Source organism: Frankia sp. Allo2 (genome assembly GCF_000733325.1).
In the GTDB taxonomy this organism is placed as follows: domain Bacteria; phylum Actinomycetota; class Actinomycetes; order Frankiales; family Frankiaceae; genus Frankia; species Frankia casuarinae.
The window spans coordinates 43,873-68,716 of record NZ_JPHT01000025.1 but is presented as its reverse complement, the minus strand read 5'-3'; the positions used below and the strand labels follow the sequence as shown (position 1 = coordinate 68,716).

Here is a 24,844-nt window from a genome sequence, read left to right as displayed (position 1 = left end):
CCCCNNGGNGCTCCTCNCTGGTAGCCCTCNGCGGGNTTCTCTTTGGTGTCATACCAGGACAAGGGAAGTTGCGTGCCGAAATGGAGAGCAGCTGTGAGGAGGGCATCAATGTGTGTATTAGATACCATGAAGGCGCTCATGGCGGAGTTCCTTGTTTACTGTCCCTCTTAGCCGAGCACCGGCCGCGACCCCTTTGACTTGTAAGGGGAGGGGTAGGNTGACGAAAGGCATTGACCGACATCCGGATGCCCGGTAAGCTAAGAGTGAGTTTTTCCGTTAGTGCTTATTGCGGCTCCCGTTCCAGCGGGCAGCCGCTTTTTCATTTGCGCCGCTTCAGGGCGGCCGGATGCTCGGCAAGCGGCGGTGCCGGGGCCGCTTGCGACCACTCAGGACGCAATGCGTGACCTCGATGGCCAGGCAGACGACGACGAACATGCGCCAGGCTGCGCGGGCCAGCTCCACCGCCCAGGCTCGCGCGGAGTTGTCGAGGGCGGCAGGCTGGTGCAAAGTGCCTGTACTTCTGTTGAACGACCGTCCCAGCAGCACCAGGACGGTCAACTATGGCCGTCCTGGAGGTAGCGGACACCTCCTCCGCCCAGCACGGCGAGTGCTACGTGTACCCGCCGCCATACATACGGCCGGAGTAGCTGGGCCGCCTCCTCCGGGGAGCAGAAGCGGACGGCCGCCAGCTCCGGGTCCACGGAGCGCAGCCCCTGCGCTTGCTGCTGGGTGAGGGCGCCGCCGTCGAAGACGAAGGCCAGCAGGTCATCCCACGGCCCATGCGGTGAAACCCAGTCCACGCACAGCAGGTCACCCACCTGCGGATCAAGACCGAGTTCTTCCTTCAGCTCGCGCCGCAGGGCGTCCCGCGGCGGCTCGTTGGCTTCAGCCATCCCGCCCGGTAGATCCCAATCCGGCTTGTATGTCGGATCAACCAGCAGGAGGCGGCCGGCTTCGTCGCGGATCAGAGCATCAGCCGATACCCGCTTGCGGGCCTGGCGGGCGTTGCCTTCGGCCAGGTGGGCGAACTCGGCGGCATCGCGGCCGGCGTAGCTGGCCTCCCACTCCTGTTCGATGTTCATGAAGCCTCAGCCGGCCGGGGTCGTGGCAACGTCGTGGTCATCCGCCCAAGAAAATTGGCTACGGGCCCAACAGCTCCGTGAGGTTCAAGCCGGTGGCCAAGGGCCCGAAGCTGGCCGACGACGCGATCGGATGCCAGATGCGGCGTCACGTCGAGCACCTGGCCGCCGGCTTCACACGCCCCCTCAAGGTCGCCGGCCCCAAGACGCACCGTGGCCAAGGTCAGGTTCCCGAAGGCCCGGCTACGAACCCGGTCGGGGCCTCGAAGCTCCAGCACGCGGGCAACCTGGCGCTCGGCTCCGGCAAGGTCACGAAGATCCCGCAAGCAAATGGCGGCCTCAGCGGCCAGCGCTGCTTCGTCGAATGGGCTCAGCCACTCGTGGCCACCGGTGGCGGCACGTGACAGTTCCAGTACGGAGGCCCGGAGGGCGGTCAAGCAGTCGGCCGGTGCTCCGGCCAAGGCGCTGCCCCTGGCCTTCATGGCATGAAGCCGGGTACGCAATGCGCCGCAGCCCGGATCATCCGGCACCAGGGCAAGGCCAGCCTCGGCCAGCCGGACGGCGTCGCGGGGACGGTCATCCTCCAAGGCTAGGTGACTCTGGCTCACGAGGGCTTGGGCACTCAGGGCTTGGTCGCCGGCGGCGGTGGCAAGGCCGAAGGCCTGCACGAAGTGCTGCCCCGCGAGGTCGCCCCGCTCGTCGTCGTAGGCCAGCCGGCCATGTCCGTCAGCGANGAGGCCGCCGAAAATACCGCCGACGGCGGGTGCTGGTGGCCCACCAGCTGCGGAGCAACTTCGGTCTGGATGAACCGCACTACCACTGGGTACAGCCGCCCGCCCCCGAGCTGGCGGTCGGCAGCCCGGAAGGCCAGGGCGGCGGCGCGGATCGTCTCCAGGGCTCCACCCTCGACGGTGGCAGCGATGGAGCCGTAACCCGGTCCACCCATCCAGGCCGGCGTGGAAGACGCCGCCAGGGGTACCCGCGGTTGCCCGGGAAGGTCGAACCAAAGCAGGGCAGGCGGCAGCCGAAGTGTCCTGGCCCAGTGCGTCAGGCGGTCCAAGTCCCGGATGGGCGGGCCACTCTCGATCCGGCTCACCTGGGCCTGGGTCAAATTGAGCCACCCACCAAGCCGCTCCTGGCTGATGGGCCGGCGGTGGTACGGGCTTTGGCGGTAGGCCACGGAGATCAGGCCGATGTGCTGGGCCGCGAAGGCGTCGCGGAGTTGATCGGTCTGCCAGAAGTGATCCGGAAGCGCCGGCGGGCCTTCGGCTTCCCGGCGGACTCGCCCCAGGCATCCGGTGCAGCGGGGGCCGGCGTTGTCGGCGGCCAGCCGGGTGCCGCACTCGCAGTAAGGCGCGGCCAGCTCCGGCATGTGATCGCTCCCGTGGGATGCCGCCTGGGTATCAACGTGATCGAGAGTGTAGCGGCCAAAAGTCCACCGGACGGGAGCCGGCGGTCACCACCCGCCGTTCCTTCGATGTGGGATCATGACCGGGTGACCGCACCGGCCCTCATCCTTTGGGACGTCGACCACACCCTGCTAGAGATCAAGGGCGTCAGCCGGGACATCTACGCCCGCGCCTACCAGCTGGTAACGGGCAGCCCCATGGAACAGCTGGCCGACATGACCGGCCGCACGGAGCGGGCGATCATTATCGAGACGCTCCAACTCGGCGGGATCACCGAGCCGGAGCCGCTGCTACCGGCCTTCTACGACGCCCTGGGCGAGGCGGCCCGGCAGCTCCAGGACCGGATGCGGGGCGCCGGCCGCAGCCTGCCCGGTGCTGGGGAGGCCATCGCGGCTCTCGTTGCCGATGGTGTTGTGCAATCTGTCGTGACGGGCAACCTGCACTCCATCGCCGAAGTCAAGCTGGCCGCCTTCGGGCTCACGGAGCATCTAGACCTGGCCGTGGGCGGCTACGGCGACGACGACAGCGACCGGGCCGTGTTGGTCCGGCTGGCGGTTAAGCGGGCCGAGGCCGCCCACCAGGTGAGCTTCCCCCGGCCCAGGGTGGTGGTGATCGGGGATACGCCGCACGATGTCAAGGGCGCCCACGATGCTGGTGTGCGGGCGGTGGGCGTTGCCACCGGCGGCAGCACCGTGGCGGACCTCGAGGCCGCTGGGGCCGAAGCCGTTTTGCCGGACCTCACCCGGCCCCGCGCCCTCCAAGCGGCCGTCTTCGGCCTCGTGGGCTAACTGCCGGGGCCAGCGGTCGCCAGGCGGAACCGCTCGCCGAAGTCCCGCGCCGCGGGCACGGTGCCGAAGGGCTCAAGCCCGTCCGCAAATTCTTTCAGGCGCAGAGCTACCCGCGTCGAGCCGATGGCTTCGCTCAGGGAGAGGGCATCGGCCGCCGTCTGGCAGGCCTGCTCAACGTCGCCCGCCTTCAAGTGGCACTTCGCCAGCCGGGACAGGTAATGCACCTGGTCCCGGATGCGGTGGGGTGTGCGCTGGGTAAGCAGGCCAATGGCCTGCGTCAGCGCCGAGGCGGCCTCGCCGGTTTGGCCCAGTTCCAGCAGGCAGGCGCCTTCCTGGGCGGCTACCTCTACCTCGTCGACGTAGGACACCCACATGGGCTCGTCCCGGTGGCCGGCGGCCTCGAAGTCGGTACGGGCGGCGTCCAAGGTGCGGCGGCAGCCGTCCTGGTCGCCAACGCCGGCCTGGGCCCGAGCCAGGCGGGTACCCAACATCGTCTTGGTCAGCGGCGTAAGCCCGGCCGTCCCGGAGGCGAGCGCGGTTTGCGCTAGCGACAGCGCCGGCCCCCGCCGCCCCCGGTAGGTCTCCTGAAGGCTCATATAACCCAGGGCGCTGGCGGCCAGGCCCGGTTCGTCGCTCTCATGGGCCACGTAGATGGTGGTGGTGAAGTAGCGGCGGGCCTGGGCGTGGTGGTCAGCGTCCAGCGCCAGCCACCCCGTCATCTGGGCGAGCTGGCCGAAAGCGAGCAAACCATCACCGGGGTCCTGCTCCACCGTCACGGCCATCCGGGCCACGTACCGGGATAGGGGCAGATACAGGCTGTCGCCGCCCAACTCGTCGTCAAGCTGCAAGAACAATTGCAGCAGCAGTTCGGCGCTCTGGCCCGTAGTCATGCCCTCGAAGGCGGAAATGCCGATGGTGGGGCTACGGGTCTCGCCGGCGGCCAACGGGAGGCGCCCAGCCGTCAGGCTGCCCAGCAGCGCCGGCAGGTCCGGCCCCGCGGGTACCGGCGGCGTCGGGGCCGCCGCTACAGGTGCGGGGCGCTGCTCGGGGAGCTGGAACCACAGCAGATGAGCGGGGATGCGCAAGGTGCGCGCCCACATCATCAGCCGGTCCAGGTCCTTGATCGGCGGGCCGGACTCGATGCGGGATAGCTGCACCTGGGAGAGGTCGGCCCAGCCGCCAACCAGTTCCTGCGCCAGCACCCGGCCGTGCCAGGGGTTGCGGCGGTAGGCGGCGATCACCCGGCCCATGTGCCAGCTGGCCAGGGCGTCGCGTAGTTCATCGGTCTGCCAGAAGTGATCAGGCACCACCGGGGCCTGAAGGCGCAGCTGCTCCTGTTTGCGCTGGCAGGGGGCACAGGACCCGGCCGCGTTGTCGCGGGCGAGACGGCTCCCGCAGGAGCGGCAGTACCGGCCTGATGCCCTGTCCATGCCCCCGGCCGCTTCCACTCGTGGTCATCCAAGTGCGCTCGGCAGCAGTGTAAAGGGGCATTGGTCACGCCAGGTGGGGAACTGGAGGCGGCACGTATAGCCGTCATACATGGCCCGGCATGGCCGCATCCGTCCCGCCCGCTCACGCTGAGGACCAAGGCGCCCGGGGCCGGGTAGAGGACCCTGCTCCCCGGCCTCGGGCGCCCGTCCACATCAGTGGATCTTCCTGCCAGGATTGGAGGCACCGGTGGATGCAAACACCGGAAGGCAAGACTCCGTACTGGGGCCGCTGGGCAGTGCGGCGCTGCGGCTCATCGCCGAAGGGCTCGGGGCGGCGTTGGGACGGCTGGAAGCCGCTGGCGTCGTCCTCGCTTGCGACGCGGGCGACCTGCCCACCACCGCTGTACAGCAGGCAGCCTTGGAAGAGCGAACCGAAGCCGTCACCGCGGAACTGCGCCGGTTGCACGGCGAGGCGCGGCGGATGCTGGCCCGCCAGCGCCGCACCCCTGCCGCTAGCCTGTCCCGCCGGGCCTTCCTCATCTGGCCGGGGTTCCTTCCGAGCAGCCAGGCCACCACCCGCTTCACCGCCTCATGAACGGCCGCCCGCCGTCCTCGGCGGAGTGCCAGTCGGCGCGGACGGTGTACGGCTACATCAGCTCCGAGCACGCCGACGAAGCCGAAATCGACCGGCTCCACGACCAGCTCACCGCCCACGCGCAGGCCGAAGGCTTGGCCCTGGCAGAAATTTTTGTCGACCGTTCCATTCCCCCGGGGCGCATCGTGCGTCCCGGCCTCACGGTCCTCCTCGAAGCCGTCATGAGGTCGGAAGCCGCCGGGGTCCTGGTGGCAAGTCTCGATCACCTCTCTCCCTTGCCCGCCGTCCGGCAGGCCATCGAAGTGGAGATCGAGGTGTTGGGCGCGCGGGTGCTCACCGTAACGCCCGCCGTCCCTTCGCCGAGGTCGACATGAACCTTCCGGCCAGCACTGCACCCCAGCCAGCCGCTCACCTGCGCGCGAGCGTCCACCAGTTCACCACCACCACCACGGCCCCGGCCTTGGCGCGGCAAGCGGCGGCCGAGCTGCTGGAGGACTGGGGGCTTACNGATCTTCTCGACACCACGGCCCTGTTGATTTCAGAACTCATTACTAATGCCGTCCGGGCCACCCAAAGTTCCGGCGGCGGCTCAAGGCCCATCGTATCCATGCGCATCAGTTGGGCCGCCGGGAGCCTCATACTTGAAGTCTGGGATCGCAACCCGAAGCCGCCCGAACTTCAGGTTCAGTATCTTCACGGTGAGAGTGGCCGGGGCCTTCACATTGTCGAAGCCCTGAGCACGGCGGCAGCCTACTACCCATCACCCACCGGAGTTGGCAAAGTGACCTGGTGCCAGATTGAGGCACCGGCACCGCCCGAATCCCAGGAGTCGCACCCGCTTCTCCCGCACCGTCGGGCTACGGTTGCACGTGCCGATCCTGGGTTGGTTTTCGATGACATGGCAGTTCTAAAACGGGTGCTCGCTGGCCTGCAAGCCCTGGACAGTCGCCTACCCCGGAGTGACGCCATGAGATAATAGCGCCAATATCTTCGCCCAATACCGTCGTACTTCCGGAGTTTCCTCATGCCGTTTGCCGCAGACCGCTGGATGACCGAGTACCCCGCCTGGCTTCCCGCAGCAGATGGGGTACGCCGCGTATTTGCGTTGCCTGGCGGCCCGGTCTTGGCGGAGGTTCACGGCGGCAAATTGACGCTCGCGGCACTGGGCGATGAGGCGGCGGAGCCGCTGGCGGATGTCTTCGGCTTGCCGGAGGGAGCAGCTAGCGAAGTGCCGGAGCTCGCCAAGGAGCTGGCTGGCCTCGGGCTGGTGGGACGTTTCCGCAACCCCTCGCTGTGGGAGGCCCTAGCGACCGCGATCTTGCGTCAAGTCATCCGGGCGGGGCAATCCAAGAAGCTCTACCGGGCACTATGTGCGGCCCACGGCGAGCAAGTGGCGCTGCCGGACGGTGGCGCGTTCGGCCTGTTTCCGAGCCCCGAAAAAATCCTAGAGCTAGACGACGAGCAGTACGGAGAACTAGGGCTAGCTTTCAAGCGGCCAGCGCTGCGGGCCGCCGCTACGGCCTACCTGGCCCACGGCGAAAACTGGAACCGCCTACCCCTGGCTGCCCTGGTCGACGAATTGCAAAGCGTCCAGCGGATTGGCCCTTGGACGGCCGGCGCTGCTGTTGCTGACTACACCAATACCTGGGACCTCTACCCCTACGCCGATCTGGCCGTACGCACGTGGGCGGGGCGAGCTGCCCCAGCGCACCATTGGTTCAACAATGAGCGTGCCTTCGGTGCCCAGTGGCGGCATCTGGCGGGGGAACACCTATCAACCTTGACCATACTGACCCTCGCTTGGGGTTCATACCGTGGAGACATTGGATGACGGCCCCGTCCTGGGCGCCGACCTGAACCAGCCGCTCGACGCCGTTTTTATTAACGCCCCGCTGCGTGACTACGGCGTCCGCCCACGGGTAAACGACTTCACGTTGCCCGTGTTGGGCATGGCCTACATCGCAACCTACGCGGCGGCCCAAGGCTTCAACGTCGGCGTGCTCGACGCCGAGGCTTTGGGGCTCGGCGTCAAAGAGACCTATCAACTGGTGAACCGCCTCGGACCGCGCTGGGCCGGTTTCAACCTCCTGGCCCCCACCTACGAGGTGAGCGCCGAAATCGCCGCCGGCTTGGACCGGGACATCATGGTCATGATCGGCGGGCACCAGGCCAAGGCCATGCCTGCCGCCATCATCACCGACCCCCGTTTCGGGGCGCTGGAGGCCCTGGTGCTGGGCGAGGGCGAGACCCGCGTGGCTGAGCTGTTGCAGGACAAACGCTCCCGCGCCGACCTGCCCGGCGTGATGTGGCTCGATCCCATCCTTCGCCAGCCTGTCACCGGCGGCCGTCCGGGCGCGGGCCACCACCTGAGCCCGGATGTGGACCGCCTGCCCTTCGTCGACCGCCGGTTTCTGGTGGGCGACCCGTACCAGGCGCCAGACGGCCGCGTCGAGGCCAACATGGTCGGTGCCCGCGGGTGTCCTTACGATTGCTCCTTCTGCGGCGCTGCTGTTAGCGCCAACCCAGACATCACCATCCGCACCCGCACCCCGGCCGGCATCATCGCGGAGATGGAGGTGCTGCACGCCACAGGCGGCGTGACCGCCTTCCGCTTCGTCGATGATCTTTTTCTCGGTTACGAGCGGTTCATCCGCCAGTGCATGGAGGCCTTCACCGCCGCTCGCCTCGGGGACCGCTTCGTCTGGGACGCCACCGGCCGCATCAACATCCTGCATCGGGTCGACAACGCCCTGTTGGATGTGCTGGCCGCCAACGGCCTGCGCGAAGTTGCCCTGGGCGTCAAGTCCGGCAGTGAACGGCTCTTGAAGTACATGGGTAAGCGGATCACCCCGGACATGACCCGCTCCGTGGTCCGCCGCCTCAACGAGCGCGGCATCTCGGTGAAGGGATACTTCATCTTGGGCTTCCCCACCGAGACGCGGGAGGAGCTGGCGGCCACCGTCCGCCACGTCAGGGAGTTGTGGGAGGTGGCCGACGGCCAGCCGGGGAACTTCCGGGCCTCCGTCTTCGAGTTCCGCCCGTATCCGGGGACGCCGGAGTGGGACCGCATCGTGGCTACCGGCCGCTACCAGCCCGCGCAACTGCTGGCCTACACCGCCGTTGACCTCACCGAAGGCGGGCTCGACGAGGCCATGCGCGGTCGGGATGAGTTCAACTTCTCCGTGAACATCCAATTCGGGGAGGCCACCGTGGATGAGGTGCGTGCGGCCCTGGTGGAGCTGTCCCGCGAGCAGCCGGGCATGCTCCGTCCTCAGCTCCGCGAGCTCGACTCGCAGACGGCCGTTCTCCACCAACACATCCGCCAGCGCCTCACCACCAGCAACGCCGCAAACACCCGACTCGACAACCGCCACGCACCNCAGCAAACNATCCCGACCAGCGAACCNTCACCCACGGAGACCATCAGGCCACACCCAGNCCCCNCAGCCACCGCCAACGTCGATCAACTCAACGGGACTTCCGACTACGTACGTCCGACTGGCACCACATGGCCGGGCCCTGGGATCGGCCACTCGACGCCATCGCGGTGGGCTCCCATGGACGAGCCCACCAGGAACTGTTCGTCCTCGTCGAGGGCGAGGTCTGGCACCGCTGGTGGATGCCCGAACCGCAATGGTCCGACTGGCACAAGCTAACCCGCCTGGGCATGACAGCGACGGACATCGCGGTGTCCTCCCTCACCGAAGGTCACCTGGAGGTATACGCGCTCGACGCCACCGGCCGGATGCGACACCGGTGGTACTGGCCCGAGCCCGGCTGGTCGGACTGGACGGACATGANCACTCCACGCGACGACACCACGCCCCCACACATGCCGCTACCGGAGCAGAGCAGCGCCTGACCGTCGCTTCCGACACGACCACCCGCCCCGTGCGGACCGGGTGGCTCACCGCCATCGCCGCCGGCTCCCACTCCGACCGCCACCAAGAGCTCGTTGGTATAGACCGAGACGGCACGGTTTGGCATTCATGGAACTGGCTGTGCGACGACGGCCTGCCGAACTGGCAGGCCTGGTCCACCTGGGACCCCTGGCACGCAATGCCTCCCGTCCGCTGACGCGTCCAGACAGCACTCGCCTTCGGCCGGTCCCTCCAGGTCTCTTCATCAGGCTGGCCGCTGCCGTGGCGCCGAACTCCCGACAGGCTCCGCGGGCAGCCGCGTCCACCTCGACGATGATCGAAAAAGGTTCGTGGGGTGCTTCCACTTCAGTCCGGTGGCGATCGTTGCGACGGCGCGAGTCCCGCCGGTCGTATAACTACTGCCGTGGACCTACCGCGCTACCGTGGACAGCGCGTACGGCCGGCCTACCGCCACGTCGAGGCACGGGTAGTAGATCTGGCCGCAAAAACATGAGGAAAGTCGCGTGCGCCGTGCGGTCACGTTCAGTGCCATACCGGCACGCCCGGGTCAATCGTCCATCAGGCTGGCCGCAGCTGTGGCGCCGAGCTCCCAACAGGCCTCGCGTACAGCGGCATCTACCTCGCCGATGGTCGACAGCGGCTCCCGAAGGCGCTTCCACTTCAGCCCGGTCGCGATGGTCTCGACCCCACGGATCGCACCGGTCGTGTCGCTGTTGCCGTGGACATACAAGGCGTACGGCCGGCCGATGGTCGCCTCAAGCACGGGAAAGTAGGTCTGGTCGCAGCACCCTCGCTAAGGTAGGGGTCGCGGCGATCATGGATGAGTGCTCCTCCGCCCCGCTTCTCCTGCTCCAGGAGGCTTGCCGCCCTCATCACGCCCAACTACCAGCAAGCCCCACGCGCAGGCATTCCATTCCAGCGGATGGGTAGGGCGAATCATTTCGCAACCCACAACGACACAGTCCCGCTTGCAGCGGCCAGGGTTCGGCCGTTCGGTGCGAACGCGATTGATCGCACAGGGCCGGTTGGGCCCGCGTAACCAGTAAGCAGCGGCCCGAGCCGCCGGCTGGCGGCTGGATTGNCCNCGNCCCACCGCCACACCATTCCATCGGCGCGACCACTAGCCAAGATCAGGCCATTTGGAGAAATTGCTACCGCAAAGGTGGCGATTCGAGATATGGTGGCAGTTCCGGATATGGCTGCGTAGCGAGCAAGCCCCCTCGCTTTAGGTACAGCAGTTTGAGCTTCAGCAAGACAGGTGTCTGTGGACGCGATCTCTTCGGCTGCGTCGACAATCCGGTAAGCTCCGCCCGTTACATCCCACAGATACCCCCCAACCCGGCCCGCCTCTCTATAGAGGTTCGATGCGGCGGCCAGCGTTCGGCCGTCTGGAGCGAACGCGACTCCCGACAGGCCGCCGGTTTTCCGTGACCTGGCAACCAGTCGGGGGTTGGCGGGGGCGGACACGTCCCACAGCCATAGGCCGCCGGTCGACAACGGCTCAGGCTCCTTGGGATCGGCGCAGGCGCCGGCGGCCAGGGTTCGTCCGTTCGGCGCGAAGGCCACCGACTCCACGATGCCAGTGGGGCCGGTGAGCGGCGGGCCGATCTGGCTCCAAGTGGCAACATCCCACAGGAGTATCGTTCTGCCATCGCTGGCGGCCAAAACCGTGCCGTCTGGACTGAACGCGATCGACCGCACGGCGTCGGTGGGGCCGGTCAGCGGTGGACCGACTGGCTGGGGAACGGCCAGGCTGGCCACATCCCACCGGAAAATCCTTCCATCGGCGCCACCGGCGGCCAACGTTGTGCCGTTTGGGGCGAATACCACTGACGTCATCCCACCGACAGCGCCGGTCAGCGGCGAACGGAACTGTTCGGCGGCGGCCGGATCGGCCACATCCCACCGCCATACCCCGCCGCTGGGACCAGAGAAGGCGGCGGCCAAGACGGGCTTGTCGGGGGCAAATGTCACCGCGGCTGCCGGGCCGGTAGGGCCGATGAGGCGGACCGGATGACCGCGCTCTAGTATTCGCCGATTCGCGTCGTAGAAGGGACCCGACGTTGCCCGCCGTGCCGGCCTCAGATACTCGGCACGACTCACGAGGCCGGCGGTCGACCAACGAGTGGCTTCGGTCGCCGGGGCCGGCTCCGACGCTGGCTGTCGTGTTTCTGGTGCTGACGAATCTCGGTCTGGCGCCGATTGCACCGGCGGGGTTCGGGAACCTGCGCGCTTCGGAGGGCCGGCGTTCACCCGAGCGGCGGAGCGACCGCCGGAGAAGGGCACTCGGCCGGTGGGTTTTGCCCGGCCGGTCTGTGCCGCGTTCAGCCCGTCGAGTAGCCGGGCGCGGGCGGCGGCGACGTCGGCGGCGGACAGGTCGTGGAGGTCGATCCAGGCGCGAGTGCCGGCCAGGCCGAGATCGAGACCGCCAGGGTCGGTGATCAAGATGGGGACGACCCGCCGCCGCTGGCCCGATATGTCGGCCGCCCACACTGCCTGCCATTCCGCGGTGCCCCCGGCGGAGGTCAGGTAGTCGGCGGACAGCACGGGGATCAGTACCTTGGCGGTGGTGACCCCACGCTGGATGAGTTCCGGCCAGTTCGTGCCCGGCACGAAATCCCACGCCTGAATCAGGACCCGGGCGCCAGTACTCTCCAACTCGTAGGCGATCCACTCCGCCGCCGCCCGATCCGCCTGGGCGTACGAGACGAAGTAGTCCCAGCCCGTGGNCCCCCCGCCGGTCACGGGTCGATTATCCGCTGTCGCCCCTTATCCTCCCAGTACCGGCCGTGCCGGTACTCCCAGTGGTCGTCCACCTCGTACGCGCTGTGCGTCCGCGAGCGCGAGGGCAGCCTCTCGTACCCCGCCCTGTCGGCTGCGGCCCGCAGGAGGGCGACGCGGCTGGCGTCGGCGCCCTTCTTCGACACACTTCACGGGCATCCCGTTCGGGCGCACCGGTCGCCAGGTCGGGCACAATCTCCCCAGAGGAGGTGACCATGCACCCATTGATCGAGGCCAGGCGGGCGGAGATCCAAGGACTCTGCCGTCGGCTCGGCATCCGCCGCCTCGACCTCTTCGGCTCCGCGACCAGCGACGCCTTCGACCTCGACAGCAGCGACGTCGACGTCCTCGTCGAGTTCGACGCAGACCGCGCCGGATTCGACTACTACGGCACCTACTTCGCCCTCAAAGAGGGACTCGAACGCCTGCTCGGACGCGCCGTCGACGTCGTCAGCGTCACCAGCATCCGCAACCCCTACTTCCGCGACCAGGTCATGCGCACCAGGCAGCCCCTGTATGCCGCCTGAGCCGCGCAAGTACCTCTGGGACGCCGCGAACGCCGCCGAACTCGCCCGAGGCTTCGCTCACGGCCAGACCTTCGCCGACTATCAGGCAAACGCGATGCTCCGCGCCGCTGTCGAGCGCGAATTCGAGATCATCGGAGAGGCGCTCAACCAACTCTCCAAGGCAGCCCCGAACCTCGCCGCCGCGATCCCCGAACTCCCCCGCATAGTCGCCTTCCGGAACATCCTCATCCACGGCTACGCCACCGTCGACGACGCCCTCGTCTGGCAGGTACTCCAGGAAAAACTNCCAGAACTCGAACAAGTGGTCCGCGGAATGCTCGCGGAAGACTGACCCACCGGCGGCCGAGGTCGGCCTACCGGCACGGTGGACTGGGCGCCACCACCGGACGCTCGTCTCCACGATAACCCGAAGGTCACGACGAATACGCTCCGTAAGAACACGAGCACCGTGGTTCGCAGCGACTTCTGGTCGCAGCACCGTGGCTAAGGTAGGGGTCGGGGCGATCATGGACGGGCGCCCCTCCGCCCCGTCTGCCCCCTTCGGCAGGCTTGCCGCCTCCAGCTCCCAGCGCGGTCCCGCGCGCCAACCTACATGGCAGCAACCGCGAAAAACGGCCCGCCTCCAAAAGGAGACGGGCCAACCCAACCCTCCGCGAGGGAGGATTAGGTGTTGCAGGTGCAGGGCTTCACCACCCAAACGCGCCGGGTGGCTGCGTCCAAACCTGCCAGATGGTGAATTGCGTCAATCAGCCTCGTGGCGTGGGCGACGTCTTCCACATGATTTACGGGTGAGAGCCACCCGTCCGGGTGAATAGTGTCCGCCGGCTCCCGATAGCGCAGATGAAGCGCCACGCCATCCGGGGCCGGCGCCGGCACCCACTCCACACGGGGCTCCGGGTAATTTCTCACGCTTTCCAAACCACCTCAAGGCGCTCCGGGTCGAATTTCGACCGGGGGCGGTCAGGCCGCCTCAAGACCACGGCCTCGATTACCGACGCAATCACGGCGCGCCGCTGCTCCACCTCCAGGGACGGCCAGGCTTCCGCCACGTTGGTGCTTCGCGGCCCCGAGTGCTCCCTCAGCCACGCCGTTTGCTCCTCGCGCAGCTTCGCAATTTGCTCCTCCTTCTCCTGTACCCGTGGGAAAACATATTTTCCGTCGAGTTCCCCGGCGTCGTAGGCGGCCATCAGCTCCACCGTCCGTGCCTCGGCCGCCTCAAGTTCCGCCGCCTTCGGCCAAGTTNCCTCCGCCGTCGCCACGGTCCGTTCTGCCAGGTAATCCAGCACCAGGTCAGTCACGAGCCCGTCAATCGTCCGCCCGGAGCCCATTACCCCAGGACAGCGGCCCGGCTGATTGGCCACACAGTGGTAGTAGTGATTGTTTTCCTGCTTGTACCATGCCCCGCGAAGCCGGCGGCCGCACACACCGCAGCGGATGACACCAGCGAGTAGGTATTTCCGCCGCGCCGCCCGCTCCCCGGTCCGCCGCCGCTTCGGTTTCACCACCTCGCAGACCTTAAGCCAGGTGTCATTGTCCACCAATGGCTCATGCTGGCCCTTAATCGGTCTGCCGGACGGGTCCAGGGCCATTTTGCCCCGGTGAACCTGCCAGCCGGCCAGACGCGGATTGGTGACGAGGGCGATAAGGCTTGCCCTGCCCCACATGTTGCCGAGGCTCGTCCGCACGCCCGTCTTGTTCCAGTGCCGGATGATCCGGGTGGCGTTTACGCCGGCAATGAGATCGTCAACGGCTTTGCGAAGGTGTTCACTCTCCACGGGGTCAAGGGCAAGCCGGTCATCGGCCCAGCCAAAGGGACGCCGCCCGCCGACGGGGATTCCCATTTGCGCGCGGGCACGGTGCGAATCGCGGAGCCGGCGGGCCGTGGCCGCGCTTTGCGCGTTGTTTGCAACGACGATGTGCCGGGCCGCCTGCCGGCCGTTGTCCGTCAGCAGGTCCAGCGAGCCCCGGATGTCGAGGATCGGGCGGCCCCAGAATNCCACCGCCTCGATGCAGTCCTCCAGCTCGCGGGGGTCACGCACGAGCCGGTCTTGGTCGTATACCGCCAGTCCATCCAATCTGGTTGTTCCATCCTTAAATGTGCCGTCCTTCAAGTCCTGCAAGGCGCCCTGAAAGACTGGCCGGATTACCCGGTAGATGTAGCGGCCGCTTGGCAGCGTCACGCGGCGTTTCTTGTAGGCGGAGGTGTCGGGCTCGTCGTAGCAGCCAATGTAGGTGCCGCCCCGCCGCGTGACGAAGCTTTCAATCGCTTCCTCCTGGACCCGGCGGTTGTTAATTTCCCCGCCGGAGCGGGGGCTGTCTTTGTAGCGTTCCAAGTCCGCCTCAAAAGACAGGCGGACCAGGCCGGCGATGTTCAGGCCCTCAAAATTGCCACGGTGGATCTCCTCAAGGTCTATCGTCCGATTGTCAAAGGGCATGATCCTTTTGTGCCTTATCTCGGGCAATCAATAAAGATGATTAGTCGTCGCCAAACCACGCTACAAGTTCCGCGACGGAGCTAAGCACCGCACTCGCCCCCTCAATTACCCTCGTGACCGCTTCCTCCTCGTACACCATGTACGCAATTTCGCGGGCGTCATCGAGTTCAACAAGGACGCGGTTACGGATACTCATAAGGCGCTGGGCAGCATCGCGGCGCGCGTCGTCGGCGGTCGCCTCCCGCTTTAGCTGGTTCTCCCATACCAGCAGGGTTTCCTCATCCATTCCGGCGGCCCTTCGCGTGGCGGATGATTGCGACGATGGCGGCCCACTTCTCGGCCGTAAGCGCGGGCGCGCGGCTGAGCTGTTGCCGTATCCATTCGGCGGCGGTCACCGTGGCAGCCTCCGCCCGATAGCCTCAATAACCGGCACGGAGACCGCGTTGCCCATTTGCTTGTACCGCTGCGTCTTTGCGGCCGTAACCGTCCAGCCGTCGGGAAATCCCTGGAGCCGTNCGTATTCCAGCTCCGTCAGGTGACGGACGTGCCAGTCGCCCGCCTCATCCCTATAGGCGATGCCCTGGTCCGGCTTCGTGGTTAGGGTGTAGGCCGGTCCCATGAAGCGGAACCGTGGCCCCTTGGATTGCCACGTCATATCCGCGTTGCCGATCACATACAGCGGCCGCTCCACTCCTGAATCAGGGTGAGCAGTAGTACCTCCTTCTCCGTCAAGAGGAAATACCGCTGGCCGGGGAAGGTCTCGGCGATGGGCCACAATGAAGATGCGCTCACGGCGCTGGGGCACGCCGAAATGCGAGCTGTCCAGCACTTGCCATTGGCAGTCATACCCAGCGGCATCCAAACGGTGGAGGATGGCCCAGAACGTCCACCCGCTATCATGCGAGAGAAGCCCGCGGACATTTTCAAGGAGAAGGTACGGCGTCCGGTGGTGGCGGGCCAGCCGCAGGATTTCAAAGAACAGGGTGCCTCGCAGGTCCGCGAACCCGCCCCGCTTTCCGGCGAAGCTGAAGGGTTGGCAGGGGAAGCCGGCGCAGATGAGGTCATGCGCGGGGACTTCTCCGGCTCCGATGTCCCGGAGGTTGCGGCGGTCAATCTGCCCTCCAAAGTTATGGTCGTACACGTCGGCGGCTTGGGGGTTCCATTCGTTCGCCCAGATGACTTCATGCCCGGCTCGTTCGAGGCCGAGCCGGAAGCCACCGACCCCGGCGAACAGCTCAACAACTCGCATGAACCCAAGTCCATCCCGAAAACCGCCGGCTAATTGGGGGAGCTTTGGTAGCCTGGGAGCGAATTGGTATTCCAGTTTTCGGCACGCCGAAAAGCCCGCCGACTTTCAGCCGGCAGGCTCGACGGTATTTGTCTTTAGGGGTTTTGCAGGGCCTCCCTCTTGGCCTTCTGGCCCCAGCGGACGCCGTAGCCGAAGCGTTCCCCTACCTCCCTGCCGGTCGGGGTGCGACCGGCCGTGCGCTCCGAGGCCACCCACGCGCGCGCCAGCGCACGGGGGTCGGTCGCCTCGTTCGCGTCCTGTTCGCCCCCGTCACCATCGGCCGCAGGTGAAGCCCGCCCCGGTTCCCTCGCGTCGTCCTGGCGGAGCGCCGCAAACCGGACGCGGTAGCGGGGCGCAGCCTCGGCCAGCAAAATCAGCAGCACCGGCGGGACGGAGTGCCCGACGATTGCGCCCGCGTCGAGGCTCACCGCGGCGTCCCACACGTTGAGCGCCCAGGTACCCGCGCCGCAAAACCAGCGCAGCGCGAACGCCCACCCGCCCGGCGACGAACCGGACCGCGACAGCTCCGCGTCGGCCGACAGGCAGGCCCACAGCGCCACGTCCACCATTGGGGCCAGCAGCCACGCCATCGGGTCCGTGGTGCCGTGCGTCCGGGCGAACTGGTGGACGTTGCCAGCCGAGTACAACATCACCATTGCGGCCACGCCCCACAGGGCGAGGTCCAGCCGGCGGCCGTGGTCGCTCACGTTTTACCTGAACCTCCAGGTCCGCAACACGCCATCGGCCCCCAACTCCAGGTGCGTATCCACGCGCGGGAGGTGGGCGTAGGCATCGAGCGGCCCCGACGGGTACGAGGCAAACACCGCGCCGCAGCGGTAGCAGGCGAAGCAGTCCACCGCTCCCATCCACTGACGGCCCAGATATAGGAACGGCCCGAACGGGGGCACGTCCACCACCCCGTCCCGCTCCGGCGGCGGGTAGCGATCTTCCTCGACACCGTAGACGGTTACGATAACGAGGTCTTCACCTTCCACANGGAATTGGCGCAAGTCCCCTTCTTCACAGTCGCGGATCACTTTAGCCGTACTCCTCGACGTGATACCGGGCGGTTTCAGCGCGGGTGCAGCTCCAGCCACAGGCATTACAACCGTATTCATCTACAGGGCCGTTCACCCACTCCCTGGACTGGGGGAGCCACGTAAACGGCCACGGCCCGTGCATCCCGTAATAGCCGTGAACCCTCCCATCGGGACCGGCCAGCCCAGGATCGGGCGGCGGCATCCTCTCCTCTTCTGTCCAAGGGAGGAGCCGCCAGTCCACGGTGTAGGTGACCAACTCATCCCCGATCTGGCGGATAAACCGCAGGTCTTCCCTCTTGCATACCATTGGCTTCCAACCCCTCAGCAGTTCCACTCACTCCAGGCCGCCTGAAGCAGTATCGGGCGCCTACTCGATGTAATCCCTGCGGTTGCCGTAGGCATCAAAGTAGAAATAGACGTCCGGAGGGTGTTTCGGACTTGGGAGCAAGGCTGGATAACCCTTCTCTCCAGGGTCAATCGCGTGGAGTATCTCGCGGTAGAGCGCCTTCGCCTTGTCCAAGTTTGCATTCACTCCCTCGTGGAGGCGTGCGCTGTCCCCTGGCTTTGCCTGTGAGCCGTTGGCGCAGGCTTCCAGGTATGCGGCTAGGGCCTCAAAGCGCACCTCGGCATTTACCATGTACGGGGTAAGTGATAATGCGGCATCGGCTAGCCGGTGGAGCAAGTCGTACCGCTCGTCCTGTAGCAGCAGGTCCGCGATGGTAAGCATGGAGTCGGCAATCGTGACCTGGGCGGGCAAGGCAAGCGTGAAGCGGGCGGCTTCGGCTTTCTGGTTCCACTGGAGGAATGACCGCAGTTCATCGGAGGCCGTCATCAGACCCCGCGCCCGGCGCTTTGGCAGCCGAGCGGGATAGTCCCGCTTTTCGTAGCCGAGGATTCCTAAGATTTCGCGGTACCACCTCCGGGCCTCTCTGATTTCGTCCCCAGCGATGTCACGAGATCGCTTCAGCTCGTCCGGCGAGCTGCCCTCACGCAGTACAGCAGCTAGGTCGTAGAGATAGTCGCTGAAGCCTATGAAGCCGACAGTAGAGTGGAAGCCGTATGGTATCAGCGCGACACAAATATCATCGGCTCCCGACAATGCCTTATCGGCCGCAGGGCTATATGTTTTAGTCGCGTGCTCGGCAACCGCAAACAGCACCCCTCCGATGGCAAGCTGGGCCGGTAGCCCGATGGTAAAGTGGGCCACCTCTGCCTTTTTGATGATTTCTATAAGCTCTTCGTATGCCATAGTCGGCTCTGGTTAAATAAGTGCGGGTTCGGGCGAGCAGTTTTTGGACATGCTCAGGTCGTCGTGCGTGGCGGCGTTAGCCCGAGTACCTACCCCGGTCTTCGTAGCCGCCGTGACGGGGGTCGGACGGGTGAGAGTGGTCGTGGCCCTTCACACCATCGTCGTCCTTGCCGTAGAACTCCTTGGAGGAGACATGGCCGTCAGCAATGAGGGTTTCGCCCTCAGCGCTGGTGCCGTCACGCCCGAAGGAGACGGTCACCTCATTGCCGGCAGCGTCGGACCCGTGAACCGGAGCATCGAAGGCGGTGTCGCCGCCGTAGGTCAGCTCCGAAGATCCGCTGCCACTGAGGTGCTGAGGATTGCCGTCCGAATCTGCGGACCAGACAATTTCCTCCGGACGCCTTGGGCGTCCTCTGCCCCTGCTCATAGAGCAATTTCCTTCCCTGCGCGTTCAGCCGCGCCGGTTGGGGATGGGTGGATGCAAGATTCGTGCATGTGCTATCCGGCGCTGGGCCGAAGCAGCCTGCATTACAAACACGTCTTGCAAGTCCGTGCTTGTTCTCGCGGGGTCAATTATGCGCATATTCTCCAAAAGATCAAGCAAAAGGAGTTTGTACGCAGCTCGCCTATTGAAGGATGATGCCCTTCCGGGAGAACCGGATGAAGTCGGCAAAGCTCACCCCGGGAGGGCAGGGGTAATCCTCGCGGCCGTGGCCGAAGTTCGGCATGCACATCGGGCACACGGCCCAGCGGTCACTAATCATGCCGCCGCTTTCATCGCTGCTGCTGTAGTCGGCATTGCAGTAGTCACAAATCACGTCGTTGCCGGGGTCCACTTCAATTACGAAGTCATAGCCGTCTGTGCCTGACCTCATCCAAAGCTCCATCCTGGCCGCCACGCTCGCGGCGCCGGGTCCGGGTCGTTAAAGTCGTCATCCTCCGGCGGCTCCAGGTGCATATCCACCTCGTCCCACCAGGTAAAGGTTTGGAGGCAGTTTTCGCAGCCGTACACATCCAGTGGACCCTCCCACCGCTTCTGCCGGTATTCAAAAGCGCCCGCGAATACGCCGCGCTGCGGTCCCCACAGGTCCCCGTCCGCGGGGTCGAACCATTGCAACTCCGTCGCCGCCAAGCCATCCACCACCGACCAAATGCCGAGGACATCGCCCGCGCGGGTTTGAGGTCGGCGGATGTCGGCCGCGCGGCACCCCCTCATTTATCGCCCCGGAGCACCGCCATAGCCTCATCCAGCAGTTCCACCCGGAAAAGCTCGTGATACTGAGCCGGGACGTCCGCAATCTGGGTTTGGATGTAGCGTGCGCGGCCGGCGTCAGGGACCAGGAACAACACCGGCGGGAAGGTGCCGGGCCAATCGGCCGCAATGACGGTGTAGCGGCGGATCTTCTCGCGGATTTCTGTGTACTCACTGTCTAGGTCCACTTCCACATGCCAGGTGAGCCGGAAAATGCCCGTGGGTGTCAGGCGCCGCACCAGGGTGCGGGCGTCGGGTTCCAATACCGTCCCGCCGCCACGGATGCGCGACGCCGGGGTACGGGTGAACTCGAAGCCGGCAATACGCCCCGCCCGCTGCTCCTCCACCAGCCGGACATATAGCTCAGCCACCGCGACGGTATGATCGTCAGCTTTGGCCGCCCGCCCCTTGGCGAGTTGGTAATAGGTGCCGTTGGTGGTGAGCTGGCCGAACCGGACGGGCGGCGCGATGGTACGGATTNCCCTGCNCNCCNCCAGCCGCNGGAGCGCCCGCCGGCACCGGACCTCCTGCCCGTTCTGGCTCCCCTGGTAGCTGGGGTGGCCGCTGCGGTCCTGGCCGAAGACGACGCGGCGCACCTGCACCGACGACACGTGCCGGAACTGTCGAACAAAATCAACAATCAACGGGTCATACACCGATCTCACCCCACCTCCTCCATGTCCGCCCCACCACACACCCCGCCTGAGCTGGGAAAACACCTAACCAAGCGTTGCGGCGCCCCAACCCTGGCCGCAACGCTTGCCGCAACGCTTCTCATGGCTCCGGCTCCCACTGCGCCACCCTCGGCGCCTCCCGCCGCCGGCCGCCCGTCCGGGCCAGGTGCTCCCGCTTCAGCTCCGCAATCCGCCGGCCGTACCGCTCGTGCGACGCCCGCCGTATCTCCTCCTCCATGCCGGTCGGCTCCGGCGGGGCCAGGGTGTCAATGGTGACGGGAGCCGTCGCGTGTCCGTCCGACACCAGCCGGGCGATGGCCTGCCACCGGCCGAGCGTCAGGGGGTCCGTGTCCTTGAGCCGCCGGTCGCCGAGCTCCCGCACCATCTCCCGCGCGTCCATCGCCGAGCTGGGGAAGATGATTTTATTTTTGGCGTTCGGCATCACCGAGGTACGGATGCCGGGGTCAAGCTGGTTCATGTATTGGTGCATGAGGAACAGGACGCCGCCGTACTTGCGGATTTCGGCCAGCTGCACATCAAAATCCACTGCGCCCATGAAGTTGTGGAACTCGTCAACCCCGATCAGGAAGGGGGTGCGGTCGGACTTTGACCGGGCGTAGAGGGCGGCCGCCAGCCGGGTAAACAGGAGCGCGCCGAAGAAGTTCGACACCTCGGAGCCGGTCTTGCCCTTGCGGGTGGAGACGAGGAGGATTTGCCGCCGGGCGATGATGTCCTCCATCCGGTGGGCGCCCGCTCGCAGGGAGAAGGCATAGCGCAGGGTATCCCATGCCTCCAGCGCCCCAAGCCGCCGCAACAGCGGCTCCGCATGGACGATTTGGTCCGCCGGCTTCAGCCGGTCGAAGTCATGCCAAAACTGATACAGCTTTTCATCGCGCGGCAGATTGTCTATGAGGATCTTCCGCAGCTCCTTGCCCTCCTGATTGGCTCCCAGGAGCCGGGGGATTTCAAACAGGCTCATGTTGTGGGCGGCTACGGTGTGGATGGCGTCACGGGCGATGTGGACACCGCGCGCCAGGCTGGAAATGCGAAAGAGGTTATCCAGGACGGACATAATGCTGGAGGTGTCCACCATTGGGTTACCGGTGAACAGGTCAAATGGCACCGTCCACTCAGCGTCGAGGGGGTCCAGCAAAATCACGTCCCCCGCGCGCTCCGGCGGCATGGCCTTTAGGATGTCGTCGTTGAGGTCGCCGTGAGGGTCCACAATGAACCCGCCTCGGCCGCGGCGGAACCATTGCACGGCCACGCTGGCGAGCAAGGTGCTTTTGCCAAGGCCCGTCCCACCGATGACGTGGAAATGGTGCGTAGCGTCCTTCTCCCCGAAGCCGACGGCGCGGCGGTTATTCGGCGTGGTGCTGGTGCCGAGCATGATAGGGCCGCGGGCGAGTTCCATTGACGGGTCCAGGTGCTGCGTCCTGGCCTTGGGCAGGTTGGGAATACTGAGGTTGCCCGAGGGCACCGCGCTAAATACCGACAGCTCATCCACGCTGAGCTGTACCAAATGCGCCAAGGCGCCCGTCTGTGACGCCATCCGGCGGATGGTGCCGGCCGAGGACAGCGGCAGCCGCTTCCAGTGGTTCCCGTCGCGGCTGGTGCCGGCAAAGGCGCTGAACACCTGATTGATGCGGCCACGCGCGCCCCGCCCGCGCGCCGCAATGCGGACGCTGGCCGTAAAGTAGGCGCCGGTGAGCTTGTCTTTGGCGCCTTCCTGGTCGTCCTTCTTCTTGGGCTTCCAGCCCTCGGCCTTCGTCGGCGGCCTGGTGTGGGCCACCATGAGCTGTAGCGCCACCTCCTCCCCGGGGGCGTGGCTGACGAAGGCACCCAGCAGCGAGGACACCACGCCGTCATGGTCCGCGAAATGGAAGGGCAGCCATAGGCTGGTGGTCAGAAGCGACGTGCCACGGGTCCACCGCTTTGTGGCAATGGGCGGCTGTGGCACCTCCTCCACGTAGGCGCCTTTAATCTCGGTGGGTAGCAGGCGCTCCCCAAGCCAGCTCAGGTGAGCAGGCGTGGTCAGGTAGTGGCTGATCTTGCCGGCCTCGCCCAGCACCTCCAATACCACCCGCTGGAGGGGTGAGAATGGCGCGGGCTTAGGGAGCGCCCCGGACATGGCTTGGAAGAACTTCACCTTGTCCTGGTGCTTCACGTCGTCCGGGTACACGACGCGGAAGGTTTTGCGGCCCTGCTCGTGCCGCCGCATGAGGCGGCGTTTATGAAGCACAAGCAGCCCTGTACCGGCTGCCAGGACTGCACATAACCCGGCGATGACAGCGGTGAGGGGTTGCATTCCTGTTTACCTTATCAGCCCAGGAAGCGCGAGAAAAGAAGTGCAAAAACTGTCAGGACAACAATGACAATCAGGGCCGTAGGCAGGATGGGGGCAATGCTCCACCACACCACCCGGAGGGCGACGGCGAAGACGACGAAGCCCACGAGCATCCCGCGCGTGTGCCGCATGAACCTCACCGCGTTTCCTCCGTCACCGTGCGCGGCGCTTCCCCGCTGCCGTCTGCGTCGTTACCGTCTGGCTCCCCCGGCGGGAGGCTCCCCACGGCGCCGAAACACCAGGCCGCCAGGCACACCGCCCCGAGCAGGACGGCCACCAAAAACATGAGGCCAATGAAGGCGAGGATCGTTTGCATCAGTTCCCCGGCCCCTGGAGCTTGCGCACGAAGCGGCCAAAGCGCTCGTCCAGCTTCTCCCACTCGTCGAGCTGGTCCCAGGGGTCCCTGACGTGACGGCCGATGACGCGGGATGCCTGCGGGTCCACGAACACCCGCTTGAACACCCGCGCCCACAGGGGCAGGTCGTTGTTGCTGTTCATTATGTTCCCTTCCGGTAGGCTGTGGCATCAGTCCACCACGGGTAGCCGTCAGGGATTGGGGAGGGATTGGGGAAATGGTGCGCCAAAAACTTGAGGATCGTAAGACGCTCGCCGATCAGATACGCGGCCTGTTCGAGGTGCAATTGACGCACGCGCGGGCAGGCAAAGTAGCCAAACTTGTTGAGCTGGCCAATGCCCAGGAGAAGTCTCCGGCTGGACAGGGAGCGAGTGCCTTCAGGCACCTCGAACAGGAACTCGCAACCATACGCGGTCAATATTCCTTTCCGGCCCTCAACCATACCGCTACAGGCGAGCAGGTAGCAGACGCCATAGGAGAGCTGTTTGGCTTCGGTAACAGAAGGCGGCCAATGGATGCGGAGTCGCGCAACACGCGAGCCTGGCGAGCCCTTGGCCTCAGCCATTGCACTTACGACAAGTTCAAACGCCAGGCTACGAGACCGCTGGCCCAGATACTGAGTGAACACCTGCTTGAGGGTGAAGATGAGCACAACGAGCCCACCACTGAGCCGTTTCGAACCCTCTCTCATGAGGTCACGGCTCTGATTGACAACGGATGGCACTCCGGCATCACCGTATCGCTAAGGATCAGGTCGCAGGTGAGCTGGCTATTCGAGATTGCGCCGCAGCTGCCCCGAGACCGTAATGTGGACGTGACGGTTCGCGCTCGCTCCGGATGCAGACTCAAAGGAGTGCAGCCCTCATCCGGCGGCAACGAAGGTATCCTCCTCCAGCTCGATCCGCCCGTCGCTTTAAACGATGAACATCTATTGACGTTCTCCTGCGACTGGCCGAGGGAGGACACGCCAGCCGGCACCATCTCCCTAGGGTCGTTCGATTATCCCCATCGTATTGTGTGCCGTCTACAGTTCGCCGGGAAGCAACCGCTCGCTATCGGGAGACTGAACGCAGATCCGGGAACGAATGCCTTCTTTAAGGAGGTCAGCCGGAGCCCATATGGCTGGTACGAGGCCGTTTGGCCCAAGACTGAACCAGGCCAGGACCATATGGTTAGTTGGAACCTGGAGGGTACGCTCCTGACACCGGAGTATCACCTCGGAGGCAATGGGGGCACTTTCGGCCTCGATATACCTCCGGAGCCACCGCTCTCCGGGATTGACACCGCCTTGACGCTTAGCCGTAGGCGCTCACCGAGGCGCCAATAGCCGGTGCAGGCAGATTCAGCGCCTCGCCGATGATCTATTGACATGTTGTGCATATTGATTAATAATAACTAATCCAGGTCAGACCTGTGCCCAATAGCCGGGTGAAGGTCTGGCCTGGCGATACGCGCCGGGCCTCGTCAATCGGAGGTCCGCATGATTCACACACCTGGTTTGGATCGACTGACCGAAAAGGCGCGGGAGGCCTATCTCGCCGCCCTAACCCAGCCGCTTTCTGTCGTACTGTCCGGACAGAGTCCGGTCACTCCCTATGACCACACTCCCTGGAACGAAATGCTACGGGACAGTTTTCTCCACCTGATCGCCCGGAAGAGGTCGGAGAAGGAGGGGTACCCCAGCGATGTTCTGGCTGCGGCTGCCCGCACGTGG

General features: G+C 65.7%; 28 protein-coding genes and 1 pseudogene. 9 read left to right on the top strand and 20 right to left on the bottom strand.

The features are described from left to right. Positions 1–333 precede the first annotated feature (333 nt). Positions 334–558: a hypothetical protein gene (locus tag ALLO2_RS16305; protein WP_023841125.1), complete on the bottom strand. Its 225-nt coding sequence runs from the start codon at positions 556–558 to the stop codon at positions 334–336. Further along, a complete protein-coding gene (locus tag ALLO2_RS16300) occupies positions 555–1,082 on the bottom strand; it encodes an NUDIX hydrolase (protein ID WP_011437272.1) in 528 nt (175 codons plus the stop codon). The genes ALLO2_RS16305 and ALLO2_RS16300 overlap by 4 nt, the downstream gene beginning before the upstream one ends. A gap of 92 nt (positions 1,083–1,174) precedes the next feature. Here ALLO2_RS16300 and ALLO2_RS16295 point away from each other — a divergent pair, with 92 nt between their 5' ends. Together ALLO2_RS16295 and ALLO2_RS16285 are read left to right on the top strand one after the other, a co-directional pair. Next, positions 1,175–1,483 carry a hypothetical protein gene (locus ALLO2_RS16295; RefSeq protein WP_023841126.1) on the top strand — a complete coding sequence of 103 codons (309 nt, stop codon included), beginning with the start codon at positions 1,175–1,177 and terminating at the stop codon, positions 1,481–1,483. A 1,073-nt stretch (positions 1,484–2,556) separates the two neighbouring features. Then, entirely contained in the window at positions 2,557–3,276 is a 720-nt protein-coding gene (locus ALLO2_RS16285; RefSeq protein ID WP_011437275.1) for an HAD family hydrolase, read from the top strand. Here the strand turns inward: ALLO2_RS16285 and ALLO2_RS16280 are convergent. Next, entirely contained in the window at positions 3,273–4,583 is a 1,311-nt protein-coding gene (locus tag ALLO2_RS16280) for a DNA-binding protein (RefSeq protein ID WP_201783639.1), read from the bottom strand. The genes ALLO2_RS16285 and ALLO2_RS16280 overlap by 4 nt on opposite strands. 370 nt (positions 4,584–4,953) lie before the next feature. Here ALLO2_RS16280 and ALLO2_RS16275 point away from each other — a divergent pair, with 370 nt between their 5' ends. The 5 genes from ALLO2_RS16275 to ALLO2_RS16260 all read left to right on the top strand — a co-directional run bounded on the left by ALLO2_RS16275 (position 4,954) and on the right by ALLO2_RS16260 (position 8,957). Next, positions 4,954–5,301, top strand: a complete 348-nt coding sequence (locus ALLO2_RS16275; protein WP_011437277.1) for a hypothetical protein — start codon at positions 4,954–4,956, stop codon at positions 5,299–5,301. Positions 5,302–5,345: 44 nt separating this feature from the next. Further along, the gene (locus tag ALLO2_RS16270) at positions 5,346–5,675 is read left to right on the top strand and encodes a recombinase family protein (protein WP_035733191.1); all 330 of its coding nucleotides are present in this window, start codon (positions 5,346–5,348) and stop codon (positions 5,673–5,675) included. Further along, positions 5,672–6,277, top strand: coding sequence for an ATP-binding protein (locus tag ALLO2_RS24675; RefSeq protein ID WP_023841129.1), 606 nt, complete (start codon positions 5,672–5,674; stop codon positions 6,275–6,277). The genes ALLO2_RS16270 and ALLO2_RS24675 overlap by 4 nt, the downstream gene beginning before the upstream one ends. 48 nt (positions 6,278–6,325) lie before the next feature. After that, a complete protein-coding gene (locus tag ALLO2_RS16265; protein WP_011437280.1) occupies positions 6,326–7,132 on the top strand; it encodes a hypothetical protein in 807 nt (268 codons plus the stop codon). Next, complete coding sequence (locus ALLO2_RS16260; RefSeq protein WP_035733145.1) at positions 7,116–8,957, top strand: radical SAM protein; 1,842 nt, start codon at positions 7,116–7,118, stop codon at positions 8,955–8,957. The genes ALLO2_RS16265 and ALLO2_RS16260 overlap by 17 nt, the downstream gene beginning before the upstream one ends. 772 nt (positions 8,958–9,729) lie before the next feature. Here the strand turns inward: ALLO2_RS16260 and ALLO2_RS16250 are convergent. Continuing rightward, positions 9,730–9,945, bottom strand: coding sequence for a hypothetical protein (locus ALLO2_RS16250; RefSeq protein ID WP_023841132.1), 216 nt, complete (start codon positions 9,943–9,945; stop codon positions 9,730–9,732). 173 nt (positions 9,946–10,118) lie between these two features. Continuing rightward, a complete protein-coding gene (locus ALLO2_RS16245; RefSeq protein WP_051875331.1) occupies positions 10,119–11,927 on the bottom strand; it encodes a toll/interleukin-1 receptor domain-containing protein in 1,809 nt (602 codons plus the stop codon). Positions 11,928–12,178: 251 nt separating this feature from the next. Here ALLO2_RS16245 and ALLO2_RS16235 point away from each other — a divergent pair, with 251 nt between their 5' ends. After that, on the top strand, positions 12,179–12,490 hold the full coding sequence (locus ALLO2_RS16235) for a nucleotidyltransferase family protein (protein WP_023841135.1): 312 nt from the start codon (positions 12,179–12,181) through the stop codon (positions 12,488–12,490). After that, entirely contained in the window at positions 12,480–12,821 is a 342-nt protein-coding gene (locus tag ALLO2_RS16230) for a DUF86 domain-containing protein (RefSeq protein ID WP_023841136.1), read from the top strand. The genes ALLO2_RS16235 and ALLO2_RS16230 overlap by 11 nt, the downstream gene beginning before the upstream one ends. A 574-nt stretch (positions 12,822–13,395) precedes the next feature. Here the strand turns inward: ALLO2_RS16230 and ALLO2_RS16225 are convergent. The 15 genes and pseudogenes from ALLO2_RS16225 to ALLO2_RS16155 all read right to left on the bottom strand — a co-directional run bounded on the left by ALLO2_RS16225 (position 13,396) and on the right by ALLO2_RS16155 (position 23,782). Continuing rightward, positions 13,396–14,925, bottom strand: coding sequence for a recombinase family protein (locus ALLO2_RS16225; protein ID WP_051875329.1), 1,530 nt, complete (start codon positions 14,923–14,925; stop codon positions 13,396–13,398). Between the two features lie 40 nt (positions 14,926–14,965). Then, positions 14,966–15,211 carry a hypothetical protein gene (locus ALLO2_RS16220; RefSeq protein ID WP_023841139.1) on the bottom strand — a complete coding sequence of 82 codons (246 nt, stop codon included), beginning with the start codon at positions 15,209–15,211 and terminating at the stop codon, positions 14,966–14,968. A 105-nt stretch (positions 15,212–15,316) separates the two neighbouring features. Then, complete coding sequence (locus ALLO2_RS27355) at positions 15,317–15,616, bottom strand: DNA cytosine methyltransferase (protein WP_232235134.1); 300 nt, start codon at positions 15,614–15,616, stop codon at positions 15,317–15,319. 120 nt (positions 15,617–15,736) lie between these two features. Then, a pseudogene (gene dcm / locus ALLO2_RS28315) lies at positions 15,737–16,174 on the bottom strand (DNA (cytosine-5-)-methyltransferase); the annotation flags it as partial. Between the two features lie 134 nt (positions 16,175–16,308). Next, positions 16,309–16,920: a hypothetical protein gene (locus ALLO2_RS23445; RefSeq protein WP_023841142.1), complete on the bottom strand. Its 612-nt coding sequence runs from the start codon at positions 16,918–16,920 to the stop codon at positions 16,309–16,311. Positions 16,921–17,251: 331 nt separating this feature from the next. Then, positions 17,252–17,587: a hypothetical protein gene (locus ALLO2_RS16200; RefSeq protein WP_023841144.1), complete on the bottom strand. Its 336-nt coding sequence runs from the start codon at positions 17,585–17,587 to the stop codon at positions 17,252–17,254. 33 nt (positions 17,588–17,620) lie between these two features. Then, on the bottom strand, positions 17,621–18,502 hold the full coding sequence (locus ALLO2_RS16195) for a hypothetical protein (protein WP_023841145.1): 882 nt from the start codon (positions 18,500–18,502) through the stop codon (positions 17,621–17,623). A gap of 76 nt (positions 18,503–18,578) precedes the next feature. Beyond that, positions 18,579–18,929 (bottom strand): hypothetical protein, encoded by a 351-nt coding sequence (locus ALLO2_RS25760; protein WP_023841146.1) that lies wholly within the window; start codon positions 18,927–18,929, stop codon positions 18,579–18,581. Positions 18,930–19,128: 199 nt separating this feature from the next. After that, a complete protein-coding gene (locus tag ALLO2_RS16185) occupies positions 19,129–19,377 on the bottom strand; it encodes a hypothetical protein (protein WP_023841147.1) in 249 nt (82 codons plus the stop codon). Beyond that, positions 19,374–19,634 carry a hypothetical protein gene (locus ALLO2_RS27345; RefSeq protein ID WP_157493433.1) on the bottom strand — a complete coding sequence of 87 codons (261 nt, stop codon included), beginning with the start codon at positions 19,632–19,634 and terminating at the stop codon, positions 19,374–19,376. Before ALLO2_RS27345 ends, ALLO2_RS16185 begins: the two co-directional genes overlap by 4 nt. Before the next feature lie 80 nt (positions 19,635–19,714). Further along, a complete protein-coding gene (locus ALLO2_RS16175) occupies positions 19,715–20,410 on the bottom strand; it encodes a replication-relaxation family protein (protein ID WP_035733124.1) in 696 nt (231 codons plus the stop codon). A gap of 118 nt (positions 20,411–20,528) precedes the next feature. Continuing rightward, entirely contained in the window at positions 20,529–22,736 is a 2,208-nt protein-coding gene (locus ALLO2_RS16170; protein ID WP_023841150.1) for a type IV secretory system conjugative DNA transfer family protein, read from the bottom strand. A 14-nt stretch (positions 22,737–22,750) separates the two neighbouring features. Continuing rightward, the gene (locus ALLO2_RS25755) at positions 22,751–22,906 is read right to left on the bottom strand and encodes a hypothetical protein (RefSeq protein WP_157493431.1); all 156 of its coding nucleotides are present in this window, start codon (positions 22,904–22,906) and stop codon (positions 22,751–22,753) included. Positions 22,907–23,090: 184 nt separating this feature from the next. Beyond that, positions 23,091–23,273: a hypothetical protein gene (locus tag ALLO2_RS16160; RefSeq protein ID WP_023841153.1), complete on the bottom strand. Its 183-nt coding sequence runs from the start codon at positions 23,271–23,273 to the stop codon at positions 23,091–23,093. Further along, positions 23,273–23,782 (bottom strand): hypothetical protein, encoded by a 510-nt coding sequence (locus ALLO2_RS16155; protein WP_035733121.1) that lies wholly within the window; start codon positions 23,780–23,782, stop codon positions 23,273–23,275. Before ALLO2_RS16155 ends, ALLO2_RS16160 begins: the two co-directional genes overlap by 1 nt. Between the last annotated feature and the right edge of the window lie 1,062 nt (positions 23,783–24,844).